The following is a 19,950-nucleotide window of genomic DNA, read 5'->3' as shown; positions in this document are numbered from 1 at the left end:
TGGCCAGTCGCTGGACCACAATACGGACACCCTGCGAGAGACCAGGCGCTTCTGGATGGAAGGTTGAGCAGGCAACTTGTTGATACAAATATGAATCTGTATCATTTAGTTTCATATCAAGGGTGCGAGGGAGTGCATTGCCCATATAAAAATAAGGTCAAGGTAATGCTCAAAATGCTACTCGTGTATGGTCATCTGATTGCCACCTGTATTGCTCTGGGGAGGGTGTTACAGGCTGATCAAAAACTATGGAGCTGGCGCAAGGATGTGTTGAGCCAGGTGCAGCGAGAGTATCTCGACGAGACTCAAAAAATTGTCACGCTCGCGCTATTGGCTCTTTGGGGAAGTGGCTTGCTGCTGGTGCTCCAGGGTTACCTCTATGACGGGAGCGCGTATCTGCTCAATCAAAAGCTCTGGGCCAAGGTGAGTGTTGTCGCGCTGCTTAGCCTCAACGGCGCTTTGTTGCATCGGATCGGTTTCCCGCTGCTGCAGAAGACCCCCTTTGTCTTGTTACACAACTGCGCCCGCACTCGCCTTGCTCTCTTGGGGGCTCTCTCTATGAGCGGGTGGTTATTTGCCGCATTCCTGGGGGTAGCTCGAGCGTGGAATCACGTACTGCCTTATTTGCATGTGATGGGGGTTTTTGCCGTGTTCTCGTTGCTTGCTTGTGTAGTGGCGCTGATAGTCGCCAGTACTGCGGGCACCAGGGGGGATGAATGGTCACGTACTGGCAGCAAGTGATGCCTGGTTGTGCGCAGGATCTCAAAAGACCTGACCCCATGCTGTCGCATAGGCTTCGTAAAGACCTTCTTTGCGGCGCCGGTTGTTCCTTCTCGTTTTTGCTGTGCTGCCCTTGCGGTCTTCCGAGGTGAGGCGAGTTCAAACTGCCCTCAATATGCGAACAATGTGCCGCAGCTAAGTGCGGCACGGGTGGCTCAAGAGGTTGAATACTCGATATACAGTCTTTCGAGAGCCTCCTGGTATTTGTCTCCCTTTAACGTTTTTTTCAGCACTGCCAGGGCTTCGAGCGCTGAAGCCGCAGCCATCGCCTCGTTTTCTCCCCGGTATGCGGCGCGCAGCCTTGCTGCTGCAATGATCGATTCTTCAGTCGTTGGCATGTTATTGCCCTCGAAGGAGTGAATCTCACTGATAGTCGCAACCCTCAACGATTTCAAGTCCAAGGTGAGAGCGTTAATCGACCGTTTCCACCGAAAGACCTTGGCCTGTTCAATGAAGGCGACGTTATCCGATCAGTTTTGCGCCGGCATCTGATGCCGCCGACTGGCTTTTCACCACCAGACAAGAGCAACAATCCACCGCAGGCGTTGATGCAGCGTGCACTGTCATGAAATGAAAAGCCATTGTCGTCTGATGAGAAGCGGCTCGCCAGACGGCGTCCTACAGTCCAATCAGCGCAAATCGACGCTGCACGCCAATCTTGCAGACTGGAGAATAAGAAAACATGGCCAAAGCCGTACGCTTCTACGAAACCGGTGGTCCCGAAGTCCTTCGTTATGAGGAGGTCGAAGTTGGCGAACCCGGTCCAGGCCAGGTCCGTCTTCGTCATGTGGCGGTTGGCCTGAACTATGCCGACACTTACTTTCGCAATGGCACCTACCCAATCCCGATGCCCAATGGCATGGGGGTTGAAGCCTCCGGTGTGGTCCAGGCCATTGGCGAGGGGGTTACTAATGTACGGGTGGGTGATCGCGTCACCTACACCGGTTTTCTCAATACATTGGGGGCCTACAGCACCGAACGCCTGATCCCGGCCGCGCCGTTGATCAAGCTGCCAGAAACCATCAGTTTCGAGACGGCCGCAGCCATGACCATGCGCGGCCTGACGTCGTCGTACCTGATGCGACGCATTTACGATTTCAAGGCCGGCGACAGCATTCTGCTGCACGCCGCTGCCGGTGGCGTGGGCCTGATCGTTTCGCAGTGGGCCAAACTGCTCGGGCTGACCGTCATCGGCACCGTGTCCACCGAGGTCAAGGGTGAAATTGCCCGGGCCCATGGCTGCGACCATGTCATCAATTACAGCCATGAAGACGTCGCCCAGCGCGTTCGCGAGCTGACGGACGGCGTCGGGGTCAACGTGGTGTTCGACAGCGTCGGCAAGAACACCTTTATGGGTTCGCTGGATTCGCTCAAGCGTCGTGGCCTGATGGTCTGCGTCGGCACGGCATCCGGCCCGATCCCGGCCTTCGACCCGGTGATGCTGGCGATGAAAGGCTCGCTGTTCATGACCCGTCCAGCCCTGGCCGACTACATCGCCGACCCGGCGGAAAAAGCCGCGTTGGCGGGCGAGTTATTCGACCATGTCGGCAGCGGTCGGATCAAGATCGAGATCAACCAGCACTACGCCTTGCAGGATGCCGTACAGGCCCATCGCGACCTGGAATCACGCAAGACCACGGGCTCGTCGATTTTCGTCATTTAAGGAGCCACCAGCCATGAAAGTCGAACAATTGACCTGCAGCATTGGCGCCGAACTGATCGGCGTCAACCTCGCCGACGCGGTGCATGACGACGGTCTTTTTGCCGAGATTCGTGCTCAGTTGCTCAAGCACCGAGTGGTGTTCTTGCGAGATCAGGACATCACTCGCGCCGAGCACGTGGCCTTCGCCCGCCGCTTTGGTGAGTTGGAAGATCATCCGGTGGCCGGCAGCGATCCGGATCATCCCGGGCTGGTGCGCATCTACAAGAACCCGGACCAGCCGATGGACCGCTACGAAAACGCCTGGCACACCGACGCGACCTGGCGCGAGGCGCCGCCTATGGGCTGCGTGCTGCGTTGCGTAGAGTGCCCACCGGTGGGCGGCGACACCATGTGGGCCAACATGGTCGAGGCTTACGCGCGCTTGCCGGAGGACGTGAAGGTAAAAATTGCCGACCTGCGCGCCCGCCACAGTATCGAAGCAAGCTTTGGCGCCGCCATGCCGATCGAAAAGCGTCTGGCGCTCAAGGCGATGTACCCGGATGCCGAGCACCCGGTGGTGCGCATCCACCTGGAAACCGGAGAGAAGGTGCTGTTCGTCAACGCCTTCACGACGCACTTGAGCAACTACCACACCCCCGAGCGGGTGCGCTTCGGCCAGGACGCGAACCCTGGCGCGAGCGAGTTGCTGCGCTACCTGATCAGCCAGGCCTACATCCCCGAGTATCAAGTGCGCTGGCGCTGGAAGCCCAACAGCATCGCCATCTGGGACAACCGCAGCACCCAGCACTACGCCGTCATGGATTACCCGCCGTGCCATCGCAAGATGGAGCGTGCCGGAATCATCGGCGACAAGACTTACTGATCGACCCTTTTGCATTCGCACTCGTAAACACGTCTGCCCGGCACGATCCCGGGTGGGCGCGACAATCATAAAAACAGGAGTAACTCATGCAATTTTTCGACGATTCCCTGCACCCGGAAAACATGGAAAAGGTGGTCATCACCGTGGCCCCGTACGGCCCGGAATGGATGCCGGAAGACTTCCCCGAAGACATCCCGCTGACCATGGACGAGCAGGTGCAAAAAGCGGTCGATTGTTATGAGGCCGGTGCCACAGTCTTGCACTTGCATGTGCGCGAGCTGGACGGCAAGGGTTCCAAGCGCTTGTCCAAGTTCAACGAATTGATCGCCGGCGTACGTGAAGCCGTGCCGGACATGATCATTCAGGTCGGTGGTTCGATTTCCTTCGCGCCGGAAAGCGATGGCGAAGCCGCCAAGTGGCTGTCGGACGATACGCGCCACATGCTGGCCGAGCTGACGCCAAAACCGGATCAGGTCACGGTGGCCATCAACACCACCCAGATGAACATCATGGAACTGCTGTATCCGGAATACTTGGAAGGCACCTCCCTGGCCAATCCCCTGTATCAGGCCGCCTACAGCGAAATGACCGTACCGGCAGGCCCGGCCTGGGTCGCCGAACACCTCAAGCGTCTGATGGACAACGGCATCCAGCCGCACTTCCAACTGACCGGCATGCACGCCATGGAAACCCTCGAGCGCCTGGTGCGCAAGGGCGTCTACAAGGGCCCGTTGAACCTGACCTGGATCGGTATCGGCGGCGGTTTCGATGGCCCCAATCCATTCAACTTCTTCAACTTCATCCACCGCGCGCCAGACGGTTGTACCCTGACCTCCGAGTCGCTGCTCAAGAACGTCATGCCGTTCAACACCATGTCGATGGCTATGGGTATGCACCCGCGTGTGGGCAATGAAGACACTATCATTGATCACAAGGGCGATCGTTTCGGCTCAGTTGCGCAGATCAAGCAGACCGTGCGCATCGCCCATGAACTGGGTCGCGAAATCGCCACCGGCAAAGAAGCCCGTGAGATCTACCGCATCGGCGTGCAGTACCAGAGCATCGAAGAAACCCTGCTGGCCAACGGTATGGCCCCCAACCGCAAGGCTGGACAGAAAGGTGTGCCGCAACGCGGCTGATCGGCAGATGGAGCGGGAGGTCAATGGCCTCCCGCTCGCTGCACTGCAACACGCTTGATAACAACAATAAAACAAAGCTTTGAGGAGGCTGCATGGCCTTTCACCCAATCGCCGCAGACGATGACGACTGTGCTGTCGGTGTTGCGCGCCCGTATGCCTGGATCGTCTTTGCACTGACGTTCGGGCTGTTGATTTCCGATTACATGTCGCGCCAGGTGCTGAACGCGGTGTTCCCGATGCTCAAGGGCGAGTGGGCCTTGAGCGACGGCCAGCTCGGCCTGCTCAGTGGCATTGTCGCCCTGATGGTGGGGCTGCTGACATTTCCCTTGTCATTGCTGGCGGATCGCTTCGGCCGGGTCAAGAGCCTGGCGTTGATGGCCTTGCTGTGGAGTCTGGCGACGCTGGGCTGCGCAGTGGCGCAGGACTATCAGCAGATGTTCATTGCACGATTCATGGTCGGCGTCGGCGAAGCGGCGTACGGCAGCGTCGGCATCGCGGTCGTGATTTCGGTGTTTCCCAAACACCTGCGTGCAACGCTGGCCAGTGCCTTCATGGCGGGCGGCATGTTCGGTTCGGTATTGGGCATGGCGCTGGGCGGTGCAATCGCCGCCAAGCTTGGCTGGCGCTGGTCGTTTGCTGGCATGGCGCTGTTCGGCCTGCTGCTGGCAGTGCTTTACCCGGTCATCGTCAAGGAAGCACGCATTGCGCCGCAACGTGCCTCCCAAGCGGCGAACAAGGCGACTGCAGCGGTCAAGCGTCCGTTGCGTACGCTGTTTTCCAGTCGCTCGGTGATCGCTGCCTACATCGGCAGTGGCTTGCAACTGTTCGTCGGCGGCACCGTGATTGTGTGGATGCCCAGCTACCTCAATCGTTATTACGACATGGCCACGGACAAGGCGGGCGGTGTCGCGGCGATCATCGTGCTGTGCAGCGGTGCGGGGATGATCCTGTGCGGCATGCTCAGCGATCGACTGTCTCGCCATTCGCCGGAGCGCAAAGTCGCCTTGGCCATCGCCTATTGCCTGGGCAGTTGCCTGCTGTTGTCGGCGGCGTTCGCCCTGCCGGCAGGGCCTGTGCAATTGGCGCTGATCTGCTTGGGCATGTTGATTGCCGCCGGCACGACCGGCCCTTGCGGCGCCATGGTTGCCAACCTGACCCATTACTCGGTCCACGGCACGGCCTTCGCCACGCTGACCCTGGCCAACAACATGCTGGGGCTGGCGCCTGGGCCGTTCATCACCGGCAGGGTATCTGACCTCATTGGCTTGCAGGCTGCTTTTCAATTAGTGCCGCTGGTCAGCCTCGCGGCAGCGGCCGTGTTCTTTTATGCCAAGTGTCATTACCACAAGGACATTGCCCGGCTTAAGGGCGAGCGGGTCAACGATCCGGTGGGCAAATCCGTGTTAGAGGTGAAGTTGTGAGTGGTCGTTTACGTATTGATGTGTTCTTCGATTTCATCTGTCCCTGGTGCCTGATCGGCAAACGTCAACTGGAGCATGCGCAGGTACAGTTTCGCAGTCGCCACCCGGATGTGCAGATCACCTCGGTGTGGCATGGCGTGCAGTTGCTGCCTCAGTTGCCGGTACAAGGTGAGCCCTTCGCCGACTTCTATCGCAAGCGTCTGGGCAATGCCGACGCTATGACCATGCGCCAGGCCCAGGTACAGCAGGCTGCAGCGGCGGTTGGACTGACCATCGACCTCAGCCACATCGAGACGATGCCCAACACGGCAGACGCCCACCGTTTGTTCGAACGAGTCAGCGTACTGGGCAATGCTACTCAGCGTGAAATGTTGCTCGAACGGCTGTTCGCCGCTTATTTCCGCAAACGCGAAAACCTGGGGTGCCGCGAGACCTTGCTCGCCATTGCCCGCTCCTGCGGCGTCGGTACGGACGTGGTGCTCGATTGCCTGAAGGGCGACGCCACGCCATTTGAAGGCTCCCCCGGCGCGACCAGTGGTGTGCCGAGCTTTCAGTTCGACCGCCGCATGACGGTGATCGGTGCACAACCTGCTCAGGCGCTGCTCGGGGCCATGAACGAATCACTCAAGGAAAGTGAGCGCGAGCGGCATCCGGCATGACGCGGCGCATTCCGGTACCTGCCGGCAAACACCCGCAGGCCGGTGGCCGTGCGCTGTTCGAATTCGATGACAAAAGCCTGGCGCTGTTCAACGTCGACGGTGACGTGTTCGCCATCGACGACAGTTGCCCGCATCAGGGCGCCTCGTTGTGTGGCGGGCGCCTTGAGGGGCGGGTGATTCAATGCTGCGCCCACGGCCTGCGCTTCGATCTGCGCAGCGGTTACTTGCTCAATTCCACCGCTGTCAAAGTCGCCAATTACCCGGTCGAGATCATCGACGGCCAGGCATTCATCGTCATCGTTCCCGAGGAGGCCGCGCCATGAGCGTCATTGCTCTCACCCGTATCCACAGCCGAACGCGCGAATTGGCGCCGGGTTTTATGGTCAGTCTGATCGTGGCGGCGGCCGCATCCTTTTTGTCGGAGCACTACGGTGCACCGGTGATGCTGTTCGCTTTGTTGTTGGGCATGGCGCTTAATTTTCTGGCCGGTGATGGCGCCTGCAAGGCTGGCATCGAGTTCACGGCGCGCACTGTGTTGCGCATTGGCGTGGCCTTGCTGGGCATGCGCATCACGCTCGAACAGATTGCCGCGCTGGGCTGGAAGCCTGTGGCCCTTGTGGTGATTCTGGTGGTGGTGACGATTGGCGTCTCGGTGATCGCGGCCAAGGCGCTGGGATTCCAGCGTTTGTTCGGCATGCTCACCGGTGGCGCCACTGCGATTTGTGGTGCATCGGCGGCGTTGGCGCTGGCGGCGGCGTTGCCGAACCATCCGCAGAAAGAACGCGCGACGTTATTCACGGTGATCGGGGTGTCAGCGCTGTCGACCCTGGCGATGATCGTGTACCCGATGATTGCCAACTGGCTGTCGTTGTCGCCACAAGTGGCTGGCGTGTTTCTGGGCGCCACCATTCACGATGTCCCCCAAGTCGTCGGTGCCGGTTACAGCATGTCGACCGAGACCGGTGATACGGCCACGGTGATCAAGTTGATGCGGGTTGCCATGCTGCTGCCGGTGATCGTGTGTGCGGCCATGATCACCCGCATGCAGGGCGCCGACCCGACCGGCAAACGACCGCCGCTGCTGCCATGGTTCGCCGTCGGGTTTCTGATTCTGGCCTGCATCAACAGCACCGGCTGGGTGACCCCGGTGGTGCAGGGATCGGTCAATGAATTGTCGCGCTGGTGTCTGGTGGTTTCCATCAGCGCCCTGGGTATGAAAACCCAGCTCAAGGAGTTGGCGGCGGTGGGCATCAAGCCGATCCTGTTGATGGTGGGGGAGACGGTGTTCCTCGTCGTACTGGTGCTGTTGTTGCTGCGTTGGGGCCTCTAAAGCCCGTTAAAAAATACTGGCAGTGTCAGTTAAGCCGTTGTTATTCGTAGCAGCTGTCGAGCCTGCGAGGCTGCGTTCGGCTGCGAAGCAGTCGTGAATCCGGCTGACGCGGTTTGTCTGATGCACCGCAGGTTCTGGTTTTACGACTGCTTCGCAGCCGAACGCAGCCTCGCAGGCTCGACAGCTGCTACGAAGGGGCGCACTGCGTTGACTCCTCGGCCGGTGTCATAAACACCGGTTCTTTTGCGGCGACGGTACCAGCAGTCGCCGCTTTTTTTTTTGCATGCCCTGCGTCTGTTGCGTTTGGTTCAGGGCTCGCTGGAGCCGGGCAGGATGGTCAGGTCCGGCGGTGGTTTGACGGTGTGCTTTTGCGCGCTGCGCCAAGCCGCCGGCGGCATACCGAACTGGGTGATGAACCAGCGTGTGAAGGAGCTCGCCATGGAGTAGCCGAGCATGTCAGCGATCCGACCCAACGAGTAATTCGGGTTTTCCAGATAGCGCAACACCAGGTCGCGGCGCACGTCGTTGATCAGGTCGTTGAAGGCGCAGCCGTCGTCTTTGAGACGGCGTTGCAGCGTCCGAACGTTCATGCCCTGGGTCTGGGCGATTTGCTCGATGGTGGCGCGTCCCATCGGCAACAACAGGTAGATGGCTTTGCGCACCTCGAACAACATCGAAGGGCCTTCGTGGTTCAGCAGCGAGTCGAGGTAACTCTGTGCGTAGCGCGCCATGGCCGGGTCGGCATGGGGGTTGGTCATGTCGAGGCTGGCATTGGGACAGACAATGCCATTGAACTCGCTGCCGAATTCCAGCTTGCAACCGAACAGGCGGCGATGCAGTTGCAGATTGTCCGGGGGCTGGTGTGTGAAGTTAACGCTGTAGGGATGCCAGTGGGTTCCGAGCAGGGCGGCGCACAGGCGGAACATCACGCCGATGGCCAGTTCATTGGCTTGTCGGCAGGGCATCGGCGATTCAGTGACCACCTCCTCGCGAATGATCACCATCTTGCCAGCCTCCTCAATGAAGAGGGCCAGCGAATCGTTCATCAGATGACGGTAATGCACCAACACTTGTAACGCATCACGCAGCGTACGCTGGTGGCTGAGCAGCAGACTGACCACGCCGAAGTCAGAGAGCTGACGCGACTCGGCCATGCTCAGGCCGAAGCTCTGGCAGCCGCTGGCGACGGCTGAGTCCTCCAGCAGACGCACGGCGGCGTCGATGGGGATGCGGTGTTCAGGGGCTTGCAGCTTGGCTTTGCTCAAGCCGACGCCGGCCAGTACATCGCGCGGGTTGAACCCCAGGTACTGAGTGACCTCCAGGTAGTTGGTCAAGACGGCGGCGCGAACAAGCTTGGGCATGCGAAGGTCTTTCCTGGGCCGGTTGCGATTCGAATAAGCGTGGCGACTATATCCAGCACATCAGCAATTGAACAGTTGTGACGTTGTCGAGGGCGCTCGCCCAATGCTGTCCAGAATCACCACCGTTGTCGTGGAGCAATCGACGCTCACCCAGTGATTACAGTGAGCCGCAGAGAACCTGCGGGGATTTTCGACCAATGGTCGCTGCGCGCCAACACCTGGAAACTTGTCATGAAAAGAAAAGTGCCTGACGTCCAATGAAAAGCGCCTTGGGTGGGCGCTCTTTAATGTCAGTCCTACAAAAAGCCCCTGGCGAATAGAGCCAGTCGAGTCATCGAGAAAGCGAAGGTGTTGACGTGGACAAACTGCAAACTGCCGCAACCGTTCTGATCGTACCGGGTCTGCGCGAGCACGTTGCCGAACATTGGCAAACGTTGCTTGAAGCCAGGTTGTGCAAGGTGCGCAGTGTGCCGCCGCTTGAAACCGACAAGCTCGATTGCAGCAAGCGGGTCGAAGCGATTCAGCACACACTTGCGCAGATCGACGGGCCGGTGATTCTGGTCGCTCACAGCGCCGGTGTGTTGATGGTTGCGCACTGGGCTGCGCGGCACAGTCGGCCGATCAAAGGCGCGCTGCTGGCCGCTCCACCGGACCTTGATGCCCAATGGCCGCAAGGCTACCCATCCGCTGAAACCCTGTGCACCCATGGTTGGGACCCCCTACCCAAAGGCCGGTTGCCGTTCCGCAGTCTGGTGGCCGCCAGTACCAACGACCACCTCGCCAGCCTGGAGGCCGCCACGCGCATGGCCGAAGGCTGGGGCAGCGAGCTGCTCAATCTCGGCGAAGTCGGTCATCTCAATCCTGCTGCCGGGTATGGGCGCTGGCCACACGCCGAAGCACTCATCCTCGAGCTGGATCGCTAGTTCAGGCGCCGGTTGGCCCGCGCCATCCGGCATTTGCCCTCACTCCTGAAAACGTAAACCCCTGGAACAAGGGGTTGCGCGAGGGCAGCTGCGCTTAAAACAAATACAAAAAGGCGGAGACAACGCAATGCATAACAATAAGAGTCACGGGTTCGCACCCTCGCGTTACACCTTGTTGGCCTCGGCCATTCTGGCCGCAGCCGTGCCGGTCGCGCAGGCGGTCGAACTCGACACAGGTAACCCGGACTGGACCGTGCGCCTTGATAACACCGTGAAGTACAACTACGGCGTACGCACCGAAAGCGCTGACAAACGCATGCTGGCAACGCCGAACAACAACGACGGCGACTACAACTTCCGCAAGGCCGGGACCAATATTACCAACCGTGTTGACCTGTTGACCGAGATGGATGTGGTCTACCAGAACCACATGGGTTTTCGTGTCAGCGCCGCCAGTTGGTACGACAAGGCCTACGAGAACACCGGTTCCAATTCCAACCCGTTCGTCAACGGCAACGACGCAAGGTCAGGGCTGGTCGCCAACGACCCACGTCTGGCGGCGGTCACCGGTGACAACGTCGGTAACGGCAGCCCGCACCTGAGCAACTATGCCCAGCGTTACTACACCGGTCCGTCCGGCGAAATCCTCGATGCCTTCGTGTTCTACAGCACCGAAGTGGGCGAGGAGTCGCTGCTGAGCGTCAAGGCCGGTCAGCACAACGTGTTCTGGGGCGAGACCCTTCTCAACCCGGTGCACTCGATCAGTTACGGCCAATCCGGCCTGGACCTGGCCAAGCTGGCCGCCTCACCCGGTACCGAAGCCAAGGAACTGTTCGTTCCGCGTAACCAGCTGTCGATGTCATTCACGGTTAATCCCGAACTGACCGTGGGTGCCCAGTATTTTCTCGATTGGGACGCCGCCCGCCTGCCGGAAGCAGGTACTTACTATGGCGGTTCCGATCTGGTCGGCTTCGGTGCGCAATCTTTCCTGTTGGGCAACACCAATGGCGTGGTGCCGGGCAGCCCGCTGGGGTGTGGCCTCGCGCCGTGCAACGGCTTGACCAATGTGCGTCGCGGTCACGACCTGACGCCGGACAAGCGCGGAGACTGGGGGATTATGGCCAAGTGGTCGCCGGCCTGGCTGGATGGCACCCTCGGCGTTTACTACCGCGAAACCTCGGAAATCCTGCCGCAAGCCTGGCTGGATGCCAGAGGCCTGAGTTCGGCCAACCCCAACGGCACCCGGCCGGCAGGGCAAGTGCCTGCGGTGATCAATACGCTCAACTCGCTGAGCACGGCCACCTATCAAATGGCCTATGCCGACAACATCAAGATCGTTGGCCTGAGCCTGTCCAAGGATGTGGGCGGTGTGAGTGTGGGTTCGGATCTGAACATTCGACACAACATGCCGCTGGCCAGTATTCCGGCGATTGTCAGCACTAACAGTCCGTTGGGCCTGGGCGCGGGTCTTGGCCTGTTGCCGGCGCGTACGGCTGCCACCGGTGTGGTTTATGACACGCCGGAAAAGGGCGACAGCATGGCCGCCACCGGCGACACCTTGCACTGGACGCTCAACGGTCTGATGACCATTGCTAAAACGCCTGTGTTCGATTCGGCAACCCTGCTTGGCGAGCTGTATTACAGCAACCTGCTCAAGCTCGATAGCAAGAACGAGGCGCTCTACAAGGGCAAGAGCACCTACCGCGGCATCGACCAGCCGACCCGGGACAACTGGGGCATCGCGGTCAACTTCACGCCGACCTGGTACCAGGTATTCCCGGGGGTCGATCTCAATGCACCGATCTCCGTCAACGTGGGCCTTGCCGGCGTGTCGCCAGTGTCCGGTGGCGGCGCCAAGGACACCGGCAACTATGCCGTGGGCGTGGGGGCCGTTGTGTACAACAAATACTTTGTCGACCTGAAGTACGTGGACTCTTTCGGCAAGACCGACAAGTGCGATGTCAGTGGTGTGAGTACCGGCCCGACCGGAGGTGACGGCGCTGCGCCGAACGCCTTTAGCGGTAACGAAAACTACGCCTGTTACGCCGGTGGCTACTCAGCCTTTTCCGGTGGTGGTGCAACGACTGAGGACCGTGGCGCCGTTTACCTGACGATGAAAACCACTTTTTGATTCACCACTGATTTGCTCAATGCAAGCAGGAGAATAACAAGATGAAATTCGCAAAAACCGTGTTGGCCGCTTCGCTGGCCATGGTCCTTGCTGCCCAGGCACAGGCCGCTGTTTCAACTCAGGACGCTGCCAAGTTGGGCAGCAGCCTGACCCTGGTGGGCGCCGAAAAGGCCGGGAACGCTGATGGTTCCATCCCCGCTTATGATGGTGGCCTGACCACGCCGCCGGCCAGTTTCAAATCCGGTGACAGCATGCGTCCGGATCCCTTCGTCAACGAAAAACCGTTGCTGGTGATCGACGGCAAAAACGTCGATCAGTACAAGGGCTTGCTCAGTGCGACCACGGCGGAACTGGCCAAACGTTTCCCAAGCTTCCACGTCAATGTCTACCCGACCCACCGCACCGTTTCGCTGCCCAAAGCCATCCTCGATAACGGCGTGAAGAATGCCAGCGGTGCCAAGTCCCTCGAAGGCGGTTTGGCTATCGATAACGTGCTGCCGGGTGTGCCGTTCCCGATCCCACAGTCGGGCAACGAAGCAATGTGGAACTTCCTGCTTCGCTATCAAGGCGTGAGCATCAATTCCAAGTACGACTCCTGGAACGTCGACTCCGCTGGCGTGCCGAGTCTGGCAACCACCGGGCAGGCGTTCATCTCCTATCCGATCTACGAAAACCTGACGCAGCCGATCAGCAGTGCCGACGTGTACTACCAGATGAAGCTGTCTTACACCGGCCCCGCACGCCGGGCCGGTGAAGCGGTGATGCTCAAGGACGCCGCCAACCCGTTGCAACAGCCGCGCCGCGCCTGGCAATACCTGCCTGGCCAGCGTCGGGTCAAGCTGGCACCGAACCTGGCTTACGACACGCCTAACCCCGGCACCGCCGGCGCGGGCACCTACGACGATGTTTTCGTGTTCAACGGTGCACTGGACCGCTACGACTGGAAGTTGGTGGGCAAGCAGGAAATGATCGTGCCCTACAACACCTACAAGCTGACCTACGCCCAGGACCCCAAGTCGCTGACCACCGCCAATCACCTGGCTCCCGATTACGTGCGTTGGGAAAAACACCGCGTCTGGGTGGTGGAGGGCAACCTCAAGGCCGGCGCCCGACACATCTATCAGAAGCGCCGCTTCTACCTCGATGAAGACAGCTGGACCGCTTTGGCCTCTGACCAATACGACGCCCGTGGTCAGCTCTATCGCGGTTCCTTCGCGTTCCTCAGCCAGAGCTACGACAAGCAGATTCCGGATTCCACGCCGTTCATGATCTACGACCTGGTCGGTGGTTCTTACAACATCAATGGCGTGGTCGGGCCTTACGGCGGCATCAAGTACATCGATCCGCTTTCCAAGGCGCAATGGTCGTCGGAGTCCCTGGCAGGCAGCGGGATTCGTTAAGCAAACCGTGACAAAGCGTCCGTTCGGTCCCCTGTCTGCAAGGCAGGGGACCGCACGACGGTTGGCGCATGCCGATCGTTGCGGGCGCCAGGTTTGAACGTCAGGCACACGGACGTGTGTCCCGGCGCGGTTATCCGAAGAGGACGCGGTATGTGTGCATACAAAAATTACCTGCAGCTGGCGCTCGGCGCCGTGCTTGCACTGTTGCAGGGCGCAAGCCAGGCGTCCGGTTATGTCGACGTGCTGGATCTGCCGGCCAGGGTCAGCGCCTTGGCCGTCAACAGCCCGTTATCTGGCATGGCCCGCGCCGGCGACCGTCTGGTTGCAGTCGGGCAGCGTGGCCACATTCTGTTTTCCGATGACGTCGGCAAACACTGGCAGCAGGCCGCTGTGCCGGTCAGTGCCGACCTCAATGCCGTGAGTTTTCCTTCCGCCGCCCAGGGCTGGGCGGTGGGCGGCGATGGCGTGGTGTTGCACAGCAACGATGCGGGTGCGACCTGGCGCAAGCAACTGGACGGCCGCGAGATCGGTGCCTTGCTGGTCAAGCATTACAGCGCGTTGGCCCGTGCAGAACCCGGCAACGAACAATGGCCATTGCTGGTCGCCGAAGGTGAGCGCCTGGTGGCGCAGGGCGCCGACAAACCCTTGCTCGATGTCTGGTTCGCCAACGACCACCTCGGCTATGTGGTCGGGGTGTTTAACCTGATCCTGCGCACCGAGGATGGCGGCCAGAGCTGGACACCGTTCCAGGACCGCACCGACAACCCGCAGGGCTTTCACCTCAACGCCATCGCCTCCACCGGCGATGCGCTGTACATCGCTGGCGAGCAGGGGTTGTTGCTGAAATGGGATGACGCCCAACAGCGGTTCGCCGCCGTGCAGACACCTTATCAGGGCAGTTTTTTCGGTGTCCTCGGCAAGCCTGGGGAAGTGCTCGTCTACGGCTTGCGCGGCAATGTGCTGCGCAGCACCGATGGCGGTTTCAGCTGGACTCCACAGAAAAGTGGCCTGCACGTCAGCATCACCGCCGGCATCGTCGATGCGCAGGGTGATTACCGCTTGTTCACTCAGGGCGGGCAGATGCTGGTGAGCCAGGGCGCCGGTGCGCAAATGCACTGGGTGCAGCACGTCGAGCCGGTCCCGGTGACGGGCGTCACGCGCGCCGCCGACGGTGCGCTGGTGGTGGTTGGCAGCCGTGGTGCACGGACGCTGTCCGTTGAATAAGTCCTCGAACCCTTAGAGCGAGAACCCAGACATGGGCAATATCAAACAAGAAACCATGCCGGTGATCCGCGATCTGCGTGACTTCGACCGCCAATCCGGCAATCGACTGGAACGGCTGGTGTTCAACTACCGTCCGCTGTTCATGCTGCTGATGGCGCTGGCCACCGTGGTGCTGGGCTACATGGCCGCGACTCGCCTGGAGCTGCGTCCAAGCTTCGAGAAAATGATTCCGCAGAGTCAGCCGTACATCCAGAACTTCCTGGAAAACCGCCAGTCGCTGCGCGGTTTGGGCAACTCGGTGCGGGTGGTGGTGGAGAACACTCAGGGCGATATCTTCGACCCCGGTTACCTGGACGTGCTCAAACAGGTGAACGACCGGTTGTTCCTCACCGAAGGCGTCGACCGCGCCTGGATGAAGTCGTTGTGGAGTCCGGCGGTGCGCTGGACTGAAGTGACCGAGGAAGGTTTTCAGGGTGGTCCGGTGATGCCCGATACCTATGAGGGCAGGCCTGAGCAAATAGAACAGCTGCGCCAGAACATTTCCCGCGCCGGTATCGTCGGCAGTCTGGTGGCCAGCGACTACAAATCGAGCATGCTGATCGTGCCGCTGCTGGACAAGGCCACGGCCAGCGGTCAACGCATCGACTACCACGCCTTTTCGCAGATGCTCGAAGAGCAGTTGCGCGACAAGATCGAGTTCGCCGGCGACAGCGCTGCACGCAAGGCCGGGGAGGAGGGCAAGGGTCAGTACAAAGTCCGGGTGATCGGTTTCGCCAAGCTGATGGGCGACCTGATCGACGGGCTGATTCAGGTGATGATGTTCTTCGGCCTGGCCGTCGTCACTTCGCTGATCATCATTTATGCCTACACCCGATGCGTTCGCAGCACCTTGCTGGTGGTCGGCTGCTCGCTGATCGCGGTGGTCTGGCAACTCGGCATCGTCGCTTGGCTCGGCTATGCCATCGACCCGTACTCGGTGCTGGTGCCTTTTCTGATTTTCGCCATCGGGGTGTCCCACGCAGCGCAGAAGATGAACGGCATCATGCAGGACATCGCCCGTGGCACCCACAAGCTGATCGCCGCACGCTACACCTTCCGCCGTCTGTTCATTGCCGGCGTCACGGCGCTGCTGGCCGACGCCGTCGGATTCGCGGTGCTGATGCTGATCGATATTCCGGTGATCCGAGACCTGGCCATCACCGCCAGTATCGGTGTGGCGGTGCTGATTTTCACCTCGCTATTGCTGATGCCGGTGGCGTTGTCTTATGTCGGCGTCGGCGCCAGGGCTGCCGAGCGTGCGCTGAAAATCGACACGCGCGCAGAAGGGCACAAAGGCTTCGGCAAACTGTGGGACTTGCTCGACCGCTTCACCACGGCCAAATGGGCCACGGGGGCGGTATTGGTCGCGGTGCTGATGGGCATCGGCGGCTTCATGATCAGCCTGCAACTGAAGATCGGCGACCTTGAAAGTGGCGCACCGGAGTTGCGTGCCGACTCGCGCTACAACCGTGACAACGCCTACATCACCAGCCACTACGCGCTGTCCAGCGACCTGTTCGCGGTGATGATCAAGACCGCACCGGAAGGCTGTCTGAACTACAAGACGTTGATTCTCGCCGACCGTCTGGCCTGGGAGCTGCAGCAGTACCCAGACGTACAGGCGACGGCTTCGTTGGTCAACGCGGTGCGCCAAATCACCGCCGGCACCTATGAAGGCAACCCCAAGCTCAACAGCATCCAGCGCAATCAGGACGTGCTGAACTACGCCGCGCAGCAAGCCTCGGTCAACTCCCCGGAGTTGTTCAACACCGATTGTTCGCTGATGCCGGTGATCACCTTCCTCAAGGACCACAAGGCCGAGACCCTGGATGCCGTGGTGGGTATCGCCGAAAAATTCGCCCGGGACAACAACAGCGAAGATCGACAGTTTCTGCTGGCGGCCGGGTCGGCCGGGATTGAGGCGGCGACCAACATTGTGGTGCGCGAGGCCAATCGCACCATGCTGTTGTACGTCTACGCGGCAGTGACGTTGTTCTGCCTGATCACCTTCCGCAGTTGGCGCGCGACCTTGGTCGCCCTCTTGCCACTGGTGCTGACTTCGATCCTCTGCGAAGCGTTGATGGTGGTCATGGGCATTGGCGTGAAGGTCGCGACCCTGCCGGTGATCGCATTGGGCGTGGGAATCGGCGTGGATTACGCGTTGTACCTGCTCAGCGTGCAGTTGCATTACCAGCGCCAGGGCCTGCCGCTGTCTCAGGCTTACCGCAACGCCGTGTCGTTTACCGGCCGGGTAGTGGGCCTGGTGGGCATCACCCTGGCGGCTGGCGTGGTGTGCTGGGTCTGGTCGCCGATCAAGTTCCAGGCCGACATGGGCATCCTGCTGACCTTCATGTTCCTGTGGAACATGCTCGGCGCGCTGGTGCTGATTCCTGCCCTGTCTTATTTCCTGCTACGCGAACGGGCGCTTCAGCCGGGTCCTGATGCGCAGACCGCTAACACTGAAATCTCTCAACGCCAGGGCGTGTCGCATGCCCTGACCACTTCCGAGTAAGCCAACCATGTCTGATTACAAAGCTCCTTTGCGCGATATGCGCTTCGTACTCAATGAAGTCTTCGAGGTGTCCCGGCTATGGGCCCAATTGCCTGGCCTGGCCGAGGTGATCGATGAAGAAACGGCCGCCGCAATTCTTGAAGAGGCCGGCAAAATCAGTGGCGAAGTTATCGCACCGCTGAACCGCAGCAGCGACGAGCAGGGCTGCACCTGGAGCAACGGCGCGGTCCAGGCGCCGGACGGTTTTGTCGCGGCCTACCAGGCATTCGCCGACGGCGGTTGGGTGGGTGTTGGCGGTGATCCGCAGTTCGGTGGCATGGGTATGCCCAAAGCCATTTCGGCTCAGGTCGAGGAGATGGTCAACTCGGCCAGTCTGTCGTTCGGCCTGTACCCGATGCTGACCGCCGGCGCGTGCCTGTCGATCAATGCCCACGCCAGTCAGGAACTCAAGGAACGCTATCTGCCGAACATGTACGCCGGCACCTGGACCGGTTCAATGTGCCTGACCGAGGTGCATGCCGGCACAGACCTGGGCCTGATTCGCACCCGTGCCGAACCTCAGGCCGACGGCAGTTTCAAGATCAGCGGCAGCAAGATCTTCATCACCGGCGGCGAGCACGACCTGACCGAAAACATCATTCACTTGGTACTGGCGCGGTCACCGGATGCGCCTGCCGGTCCCAAAGGTATTTCCCTGTTTCTGGTGCCCAAGGTGCTGGTCAATGCCGATGGCTCGCTGGGCGAGCGCAACTCGCTGTCCTGCGGTTCCATCGAACACAAAATGGGCATCAAGGCCTCCGCTACGTGCGTGATGAACTTTGACGGGGCGACCGGCTGGATCATCGATGCGCCAAACAAGGGCCTGGCTGCAATGTTCACCATGATGAACTACGAACGTTTGGGCGTGGGTATCCAAGGCCTGGCGTTGGGCGAGCGTTCGTACCAGAACGCCGTCGAATACGCCCGTGACCGTCTGCAAAGCCGTTCGCCGACGGGCGCGCAGAACAAGGACAAAGCCGCCGATCCGATCATCGTTCACCCGGATGTGCGGCGGATGCTGTTGACCATGAAGGCCTTGAACGAAGGCGGGCGGGCGTTCTCCAGCTACGTGGCCCTGCAACTGGACACCGCCAAGTACAGCGATGACGCGGCAACCCGCACCCGCGCCCAGGAACGGGTGTCGCTGCTGACCCCAGTGGCCAAAGCGTTCCTCACCGACATGGGGCTGGAAACCACGGTGCATGGCCAGCAGATCTTCGGCGGCCATGGCTATATCCGCGAATGGGGCCAGGAGCAATTGGTTCGGGATGTGCGTATTACCCAGATTTACGAAGGTACCAACGGTATCCAGTCACTGGACCTGGCCGGGCGTAAAATCGTTGGAAGCGGCGGGGCGCTCTACCGTTTATTCGCCGCCGAAATTCGCCACTTCACCGCCAATGCCGGGGCTGACCTCGGCGAGTTCTGCAAACCATTAAACGCAGCCGTGGACACCCTCGACGAATTGACCGCGTGGTTGCTGGATCGGGCCACGAACAATCCCAACGAAATCGGCGCCGCCTCGGTCGAGTACCTGCAGGTATTCGGCTACACCTCCTATGCCTACATGTGGGCACTGATGGCCAAAGCGGCCATGGGCAAACAGGCCGAGGATGACTTCTACGTCAGCAAGCTGGGCACCGCGCGCTTCTACTTCGCCCGCCTGCTGCCGCGCATCCACTCGTTGAGTGCTTCGGCCAAGGCCGGCAGCGAATCCCTCTACGAGCTGGACGCAGCGCACTTCTGATCGAAAGAACAAGGACTCCCAACCATGATGGCGACAAAAATAATTCCGCCCGCCGACGGCGCCTATGCCTATCCCTTGCTGATCAAGCAATTGTTGTTGTCCGGCGTGCGCTACGAGCCGGGCCGGGAAATCGTGTATGCCGACAAACTGCGCTACAGCTACCAGACCCTCAACCAGCGGATCCGCAGGCTGGCCAACGCCTTGACCGCTGCCGGCGTCAAGGCCGGGGACACCGTGGCCCTGCTCGACTGGGACAGCCATCGCTACCTGGAATGTTTCTTTGCCGTACCGATGATCGGCGCGGTGCTGCACACCGTGAACATCCGTCTTTCGCCGGATCAGGTGCTCTTCACCATGAACCATGCCGAGGACGACCTGGTCCTGGTGCATGACGATTTTCTGCCTCTGGTTGAACAGATTCAGGGGCAGCTCAAAACCGTCAAAGGTTACCTGCAGCTAACGGACGGCACAGCAACTCACACGTCGCTACCAGTGCTGGGGGAATATGAAAACCTGTTGTCCGGGTCGCCCGACCAATACGACTTTCCCGACTTCGATGAAAACTCCGTCGCGACCCTTTTCTACACCACGGGCACCACGGGAGCCCCCAAAGGCGTGTATTTCACCCACCGCCAATTGGTCTTGCACACCTTGAATGCCGTGGGCACTTTGGGCGTCTATCAGGGGTTGCCGCTGCTGCGCTCCGATGATGTCTACATG

17 protein-coding genes (1 of these 17 cut by a window edge) are annotated in these 19,950 nt (G+C 60.3%); 15 read left to right on the top strand and 2 right to left on the bottom strand.

Features of this window, described 5'->3' with window-relative positions; all coding sequences use genetic code 11:
• The first annotated feature begins 165 nt into the window (after positions 1-165).
• Positions 166-741, top strand: a complete 576-nt coding sequence (locus ACYZTW_RS22055) for a hypothetical protein (protein ID WP_462001797.1) — start codon at positions 166-168, stop codon at positions 739-741.
• Positions 742-935: 194 nt separating this feature from the next.
• Here ACYZTW_RS22055 and ACYZTW_RS22050 read toward each other — a convergent pair whose 3' ends face one another.
• Positions 936-1,118 (bottom strand): hypothetical protein, encoded by a 183-nt coding sequence (locus tag ACYZTW_RS22050; RefSeq protein ID WP_192351607.1) that lies wholly within the window; start codon positions 1,116-1,118, stop codon positions 936-938.
• A 344-nt stretch (positions 1,119-1,462) separates the two neighbouring features.
• On the opposite strand from ACYZTW_RS22050, the gene ACYZTW_RS22045 reads away from it, so the two are divergent.
• From ACYZTW_RS22045 to ACYZTW_RS22015, 7 genes are all read left to right on the top strand, one after another.
• Positions 1,463-2,443, top strand: coding sequence for a quinone oxidoreductase family protein (locus tag ACYZTW_RS22045; RefSeq protein WP_462001796.1), 981 nt, complete (start codon positions 1,463-1,465; stop codon positions 2,441-2,443).
• 13 nt (positions 2,444-2,456) lie between these two features.
• Positions 2,457-3,305, top strand: a complete 849-nt coding sequence (locus ACYZTW_RS22040; protein WP_462001795.1) for a TauD/TfdA dioxygenase family protein — start codon at positions 2,457-2,459, stop codon at positions 3,303-3,305.
• An 86-nt stretch (positions 3,306-3,391) separates the two neighbouring features.
• Positions 3,392-4,444 carry a beta-keto acid cleavage family enzyme gene (locus ACYZTW_RS22035; protein WP_310660754.1) on the top strand — a complete coding sequence of 351 codons (1,053 nt, stop codon included), beginning with the start codon at positions 3,392-3,394 and terminating at the stop codon, positions 4,442-4,444.
• Between the two features lie 92 nt (positions 4,445-4,536).
• A complete protein-coding gene (locus ACYZTW_RS22030; RefSeq protein WP_462001794.1) occupies positions 4,537-5,865 on the top strand; it encodes an MFS transporter in 1,329 nt (442 codons plus the stop codon).
• Positions 5,862-6,524: a DsbA family protein gene (locus tag ACYZTW_RS22025; RefSeq protein WP_462001793.1), complete on the top strand. Its 663-nt coding sequence runs from the start codon at positions 5,862-5,864 to the stop codon at positions 6,522-6,524. The genes ACYZTW_RS22030 and ACYZTW_RS22025 overlap by 4 nt, the downstream gene beginning before the upstream one ends.
• A complete protein-coding gene (locus ACYZTW_RS22020; protein WP_462001792.1) occupies positions 6,521-6,847 on the top strand; it encodes a Rieske (2Fe-2S) protein in 327 nt (108 codons plus the stop codon). The genes ACYZTW_RS22025 and ACYZTW_RS22020 overlap by 4 nt, the downstream gene beginning before the upstream one ends.
• A complete protein-coding gene (locus ACYZTW_RS22015; RefSeq protein ID WP_462001791.1) occupies positions 6,844-7,854 on the top strand; it encodes a YeiH family protein in 1,011 nt (336 codons plus the stop codon). Before ACYZTW_RS22020 ends, ACYZTW_RS22015 begins: the two co-directional genes overlap by 4 nt.
• A 308-nt stretch (positions 7,855-8,162) precedes the next feature.
• On the opposite strand, the gene ACYZTW_RS22010 is transcribed toward ACYZTW_RS22015, so the two are convergent.
• Positions 8,163-9,215 carry an AraC family transcriptional regulator gene (locus tag ACYZTW_RS22010; RefSeq protein WP_462001790.1) on the bottom strand — a complete coding sequence of 351 codons (1,053 nt, stop codon included), beginning with the start codon at positions 9,213-9,215 and terminating at the stop codon, positions 8,163-8,165.
• Between the two features lie 356 nt (positions 9,216-9,571).
• Here ACYZTW_RS22010 and ACYZTW_RS22005 point away from each other — a divergent pair, with 356 nt between their 5' ends.
• The 7 genes from ACYZTW_RS22005 to ACYZTW_RS21975 form a co-directional block, all read left to right on the top strand.
• Positions 9,572-10,138, top strand: coding sequence for an RBBP9/YdeN family alpha/beta hydrolase (locus ACYZTW_RS22005; RefSeq protein WP_462001789.1), 567 nt, complete (start codon positions 9,572-9,574; stop codon positions 10,136-10,138).
• Positions 10,139-10,265: 127 nt separating this feature from the next.
• On the top strand, positions 10,266-12,269 hold the full coding sequence (locus ACYZTW_RS22000) for a DUF1302 domain-containing protein (RefSeq protein WP_462001788.1): 2,004 nt from the start codon (positions 10,266-10,268) through the stop codon (positions 12,267-12,269).
• 41 nt (positions 12,270-12,310) lie between these two features.
• Positions 12,311-13,669, top strand: a complete 1,359-nt coding sequence (locus tag ACYZTW_RS21995) for a DUF1329 domain-containing protein (RefSeq protein ID WP_462001787.1) — start codon at positions 12,311-12,313, stop codon at positions 13,667-13,669.
• Between the two features lie 150 nt (positions 13,670-13,819).
• The gene (locus ACYZTW_RS21990; protein WP_462001786.1) at positions 13,820-14,893 is read left to right on the top strand and encodes a WD40/YVTN/BNR-like repeat-containing protein; all 1,074 of its coding nucleotides are present in this window, start codon (positions 13,820-13,822) and stop codon (positions 14,891-14,893) included.
• A 31-nt stretch (positions 14,894-14,924) separates the two neighbouring features.
• Entirely contained in the window at positions 14,925-17,444 is a 2,520-nt protein-coding gene (locus tag ACYZTW_RS21985; RefSeq protein ID WP_462001785.1) for an efflux RND transporter permease subunit, read from the top strand.
• 7 nt (positions 17,445-17,451) lie between these two features.
• Positions 17,452-19,230, top strand: coding sequence for an acyl-CoA dehydrogenase C-terminal domain-containing protein (locus tag ACYZTW_RS21980; RefSeq protein WP_462001784.1), 1,779 nt, complete (start codon positions 17,452-17,454; stop codon positions 19,228-19,230).
• Positions 19,231-19,254: 24 nt separating this feature from the next.
• Positions 19,255-19,950, top strand: partial view of a fatty acid--CoA ligase gene (locus tag ACYZTW_RS21975; RefSeq protein WP_462001783.1) — the 5' end (the start) only. The gene runs 948 nt beyond the window's last position; only the first 696 of its 1,644 coding nucleotides appear in the window; the start codon lies at positions 19,255-19,257; its stop codon lies off the right edge, out of view.

The organism is Pseudomonas sp. LB3P25, assembly GCF_054897985.1.
The sequence above is the reverse complement of the archived record's forward strand: the minus strand, read 5'-3'. Positions and strand labels throughout refer to the sequence as shown.

What these genes read in the sequence shown, in the direction of transcription:
- ACYZTW_RS21990 (WP_462001786.1), top strand. Translation starts at nt 13,820, where the DNA reads ATGTGTGCATACAAAAATTACCTGCAGCTGGCGCTCGGCGCCGTGCTT.
- ACYZTW_RS22020 (WP_462001792.1), top strand. Translation starts at nt 6,521, where the DNA reads ATGACGCGGCGCATTCCGGTACCTGCCGGCAAACACCCGCAGGCCGGT.
- ACYZTW_RS21985 (WP_462001785.1), top strand. Translation starts at nt 14,925, where the DNA reads ATGGGCAATATCAAACAAGAAACCATGCCGGTGATCCGCGATCTGCGT.
- ACYZTW_RS21980 (WP_462001784.1), top strand. Translation starts at nt 17,452, where the DNA reads ATGTCTGATTACAAAGCTCCTTTGCGCGATATGCGCTTCGTACTCAAT.
- ACYZTW_RS22055 (WP_462001797.1), top strand. Translation starts at nt 166, where the DNA reads ATGCTCAAAATGCTACTCGTGTATGGTCATCTGATTGCCACCTGTATT.
- ACYZTW_RS22000 (WP_462001788.1), top strand. Translation starts at nt 10,266, where the DNA reads ATGCATAACAATAAGAGTCACGGGTTCGCACCCTCGCGTTACACCTTG.
- ACYZTW_RS22010 (WP_462001790.1), bottom strand. Translation starts at nt 9,215, where the DNA reads ATGCCCAAGCTTGTTCGCGCCGCCGTCTTGACCAACTACCTGGAGGTC.
- ACYZTW_RS22050 (WP_192351607.1), bottom strand. Translation starts at nt 1,118, where the DNA reads ATGCCAACGACTGAAGAATCGATCATTGCAGCAGCAAGGCTGCGCGCC.
- ACYZTW_RS22040 (WP_462001795.1), top strand. Translation starts at nt 2,457, where the DNA reads ATGAAAGTCGAACAATTGACCTGCAGCATTGGCGCCGAACTGATCGGC.
- ACYZTW_RS21995 (WP_462001787.1), top strand. Translation starts at nt 12,311, where the DNA reads ATGAAATTCGCAAAAACCGTGTTGGCCGCTTCGCTGGCCATGGTCCTT.
- ACYZTW_RS22015 (WP_462001791.1), top strand. Translation starts at nt 6,844, where the DNA reads ATGAGCGTCATTGCTCTCACCCGTATCCACAGCCGAACGCGCGAATTG.
- ACYZTW_RS22045 (WP_462001796.1), top strand. Translation starts at nt 1,463, where the DNA reads ATGGCCAAAGCCGTACGCTTCTACGAAACCGGTGGTCCCGAAGTCCTT.
- ACYZTW_RS22030 (WP_462001794.1), top strand. Translation starts at nt 4,537, where the DNA reads ATGGCCTTTCACCCAATCGCCGCAGACGATGACGACTGTGCTGTCGGT.
- ACYZTW_RS22035 (WP_310660754.1), top strand. Translation starts at nt 3,392, where the DNA reads ATGCAATTTTTCGACGATTCCCTGCACCCGGAAAACATGGAAAAGGTG.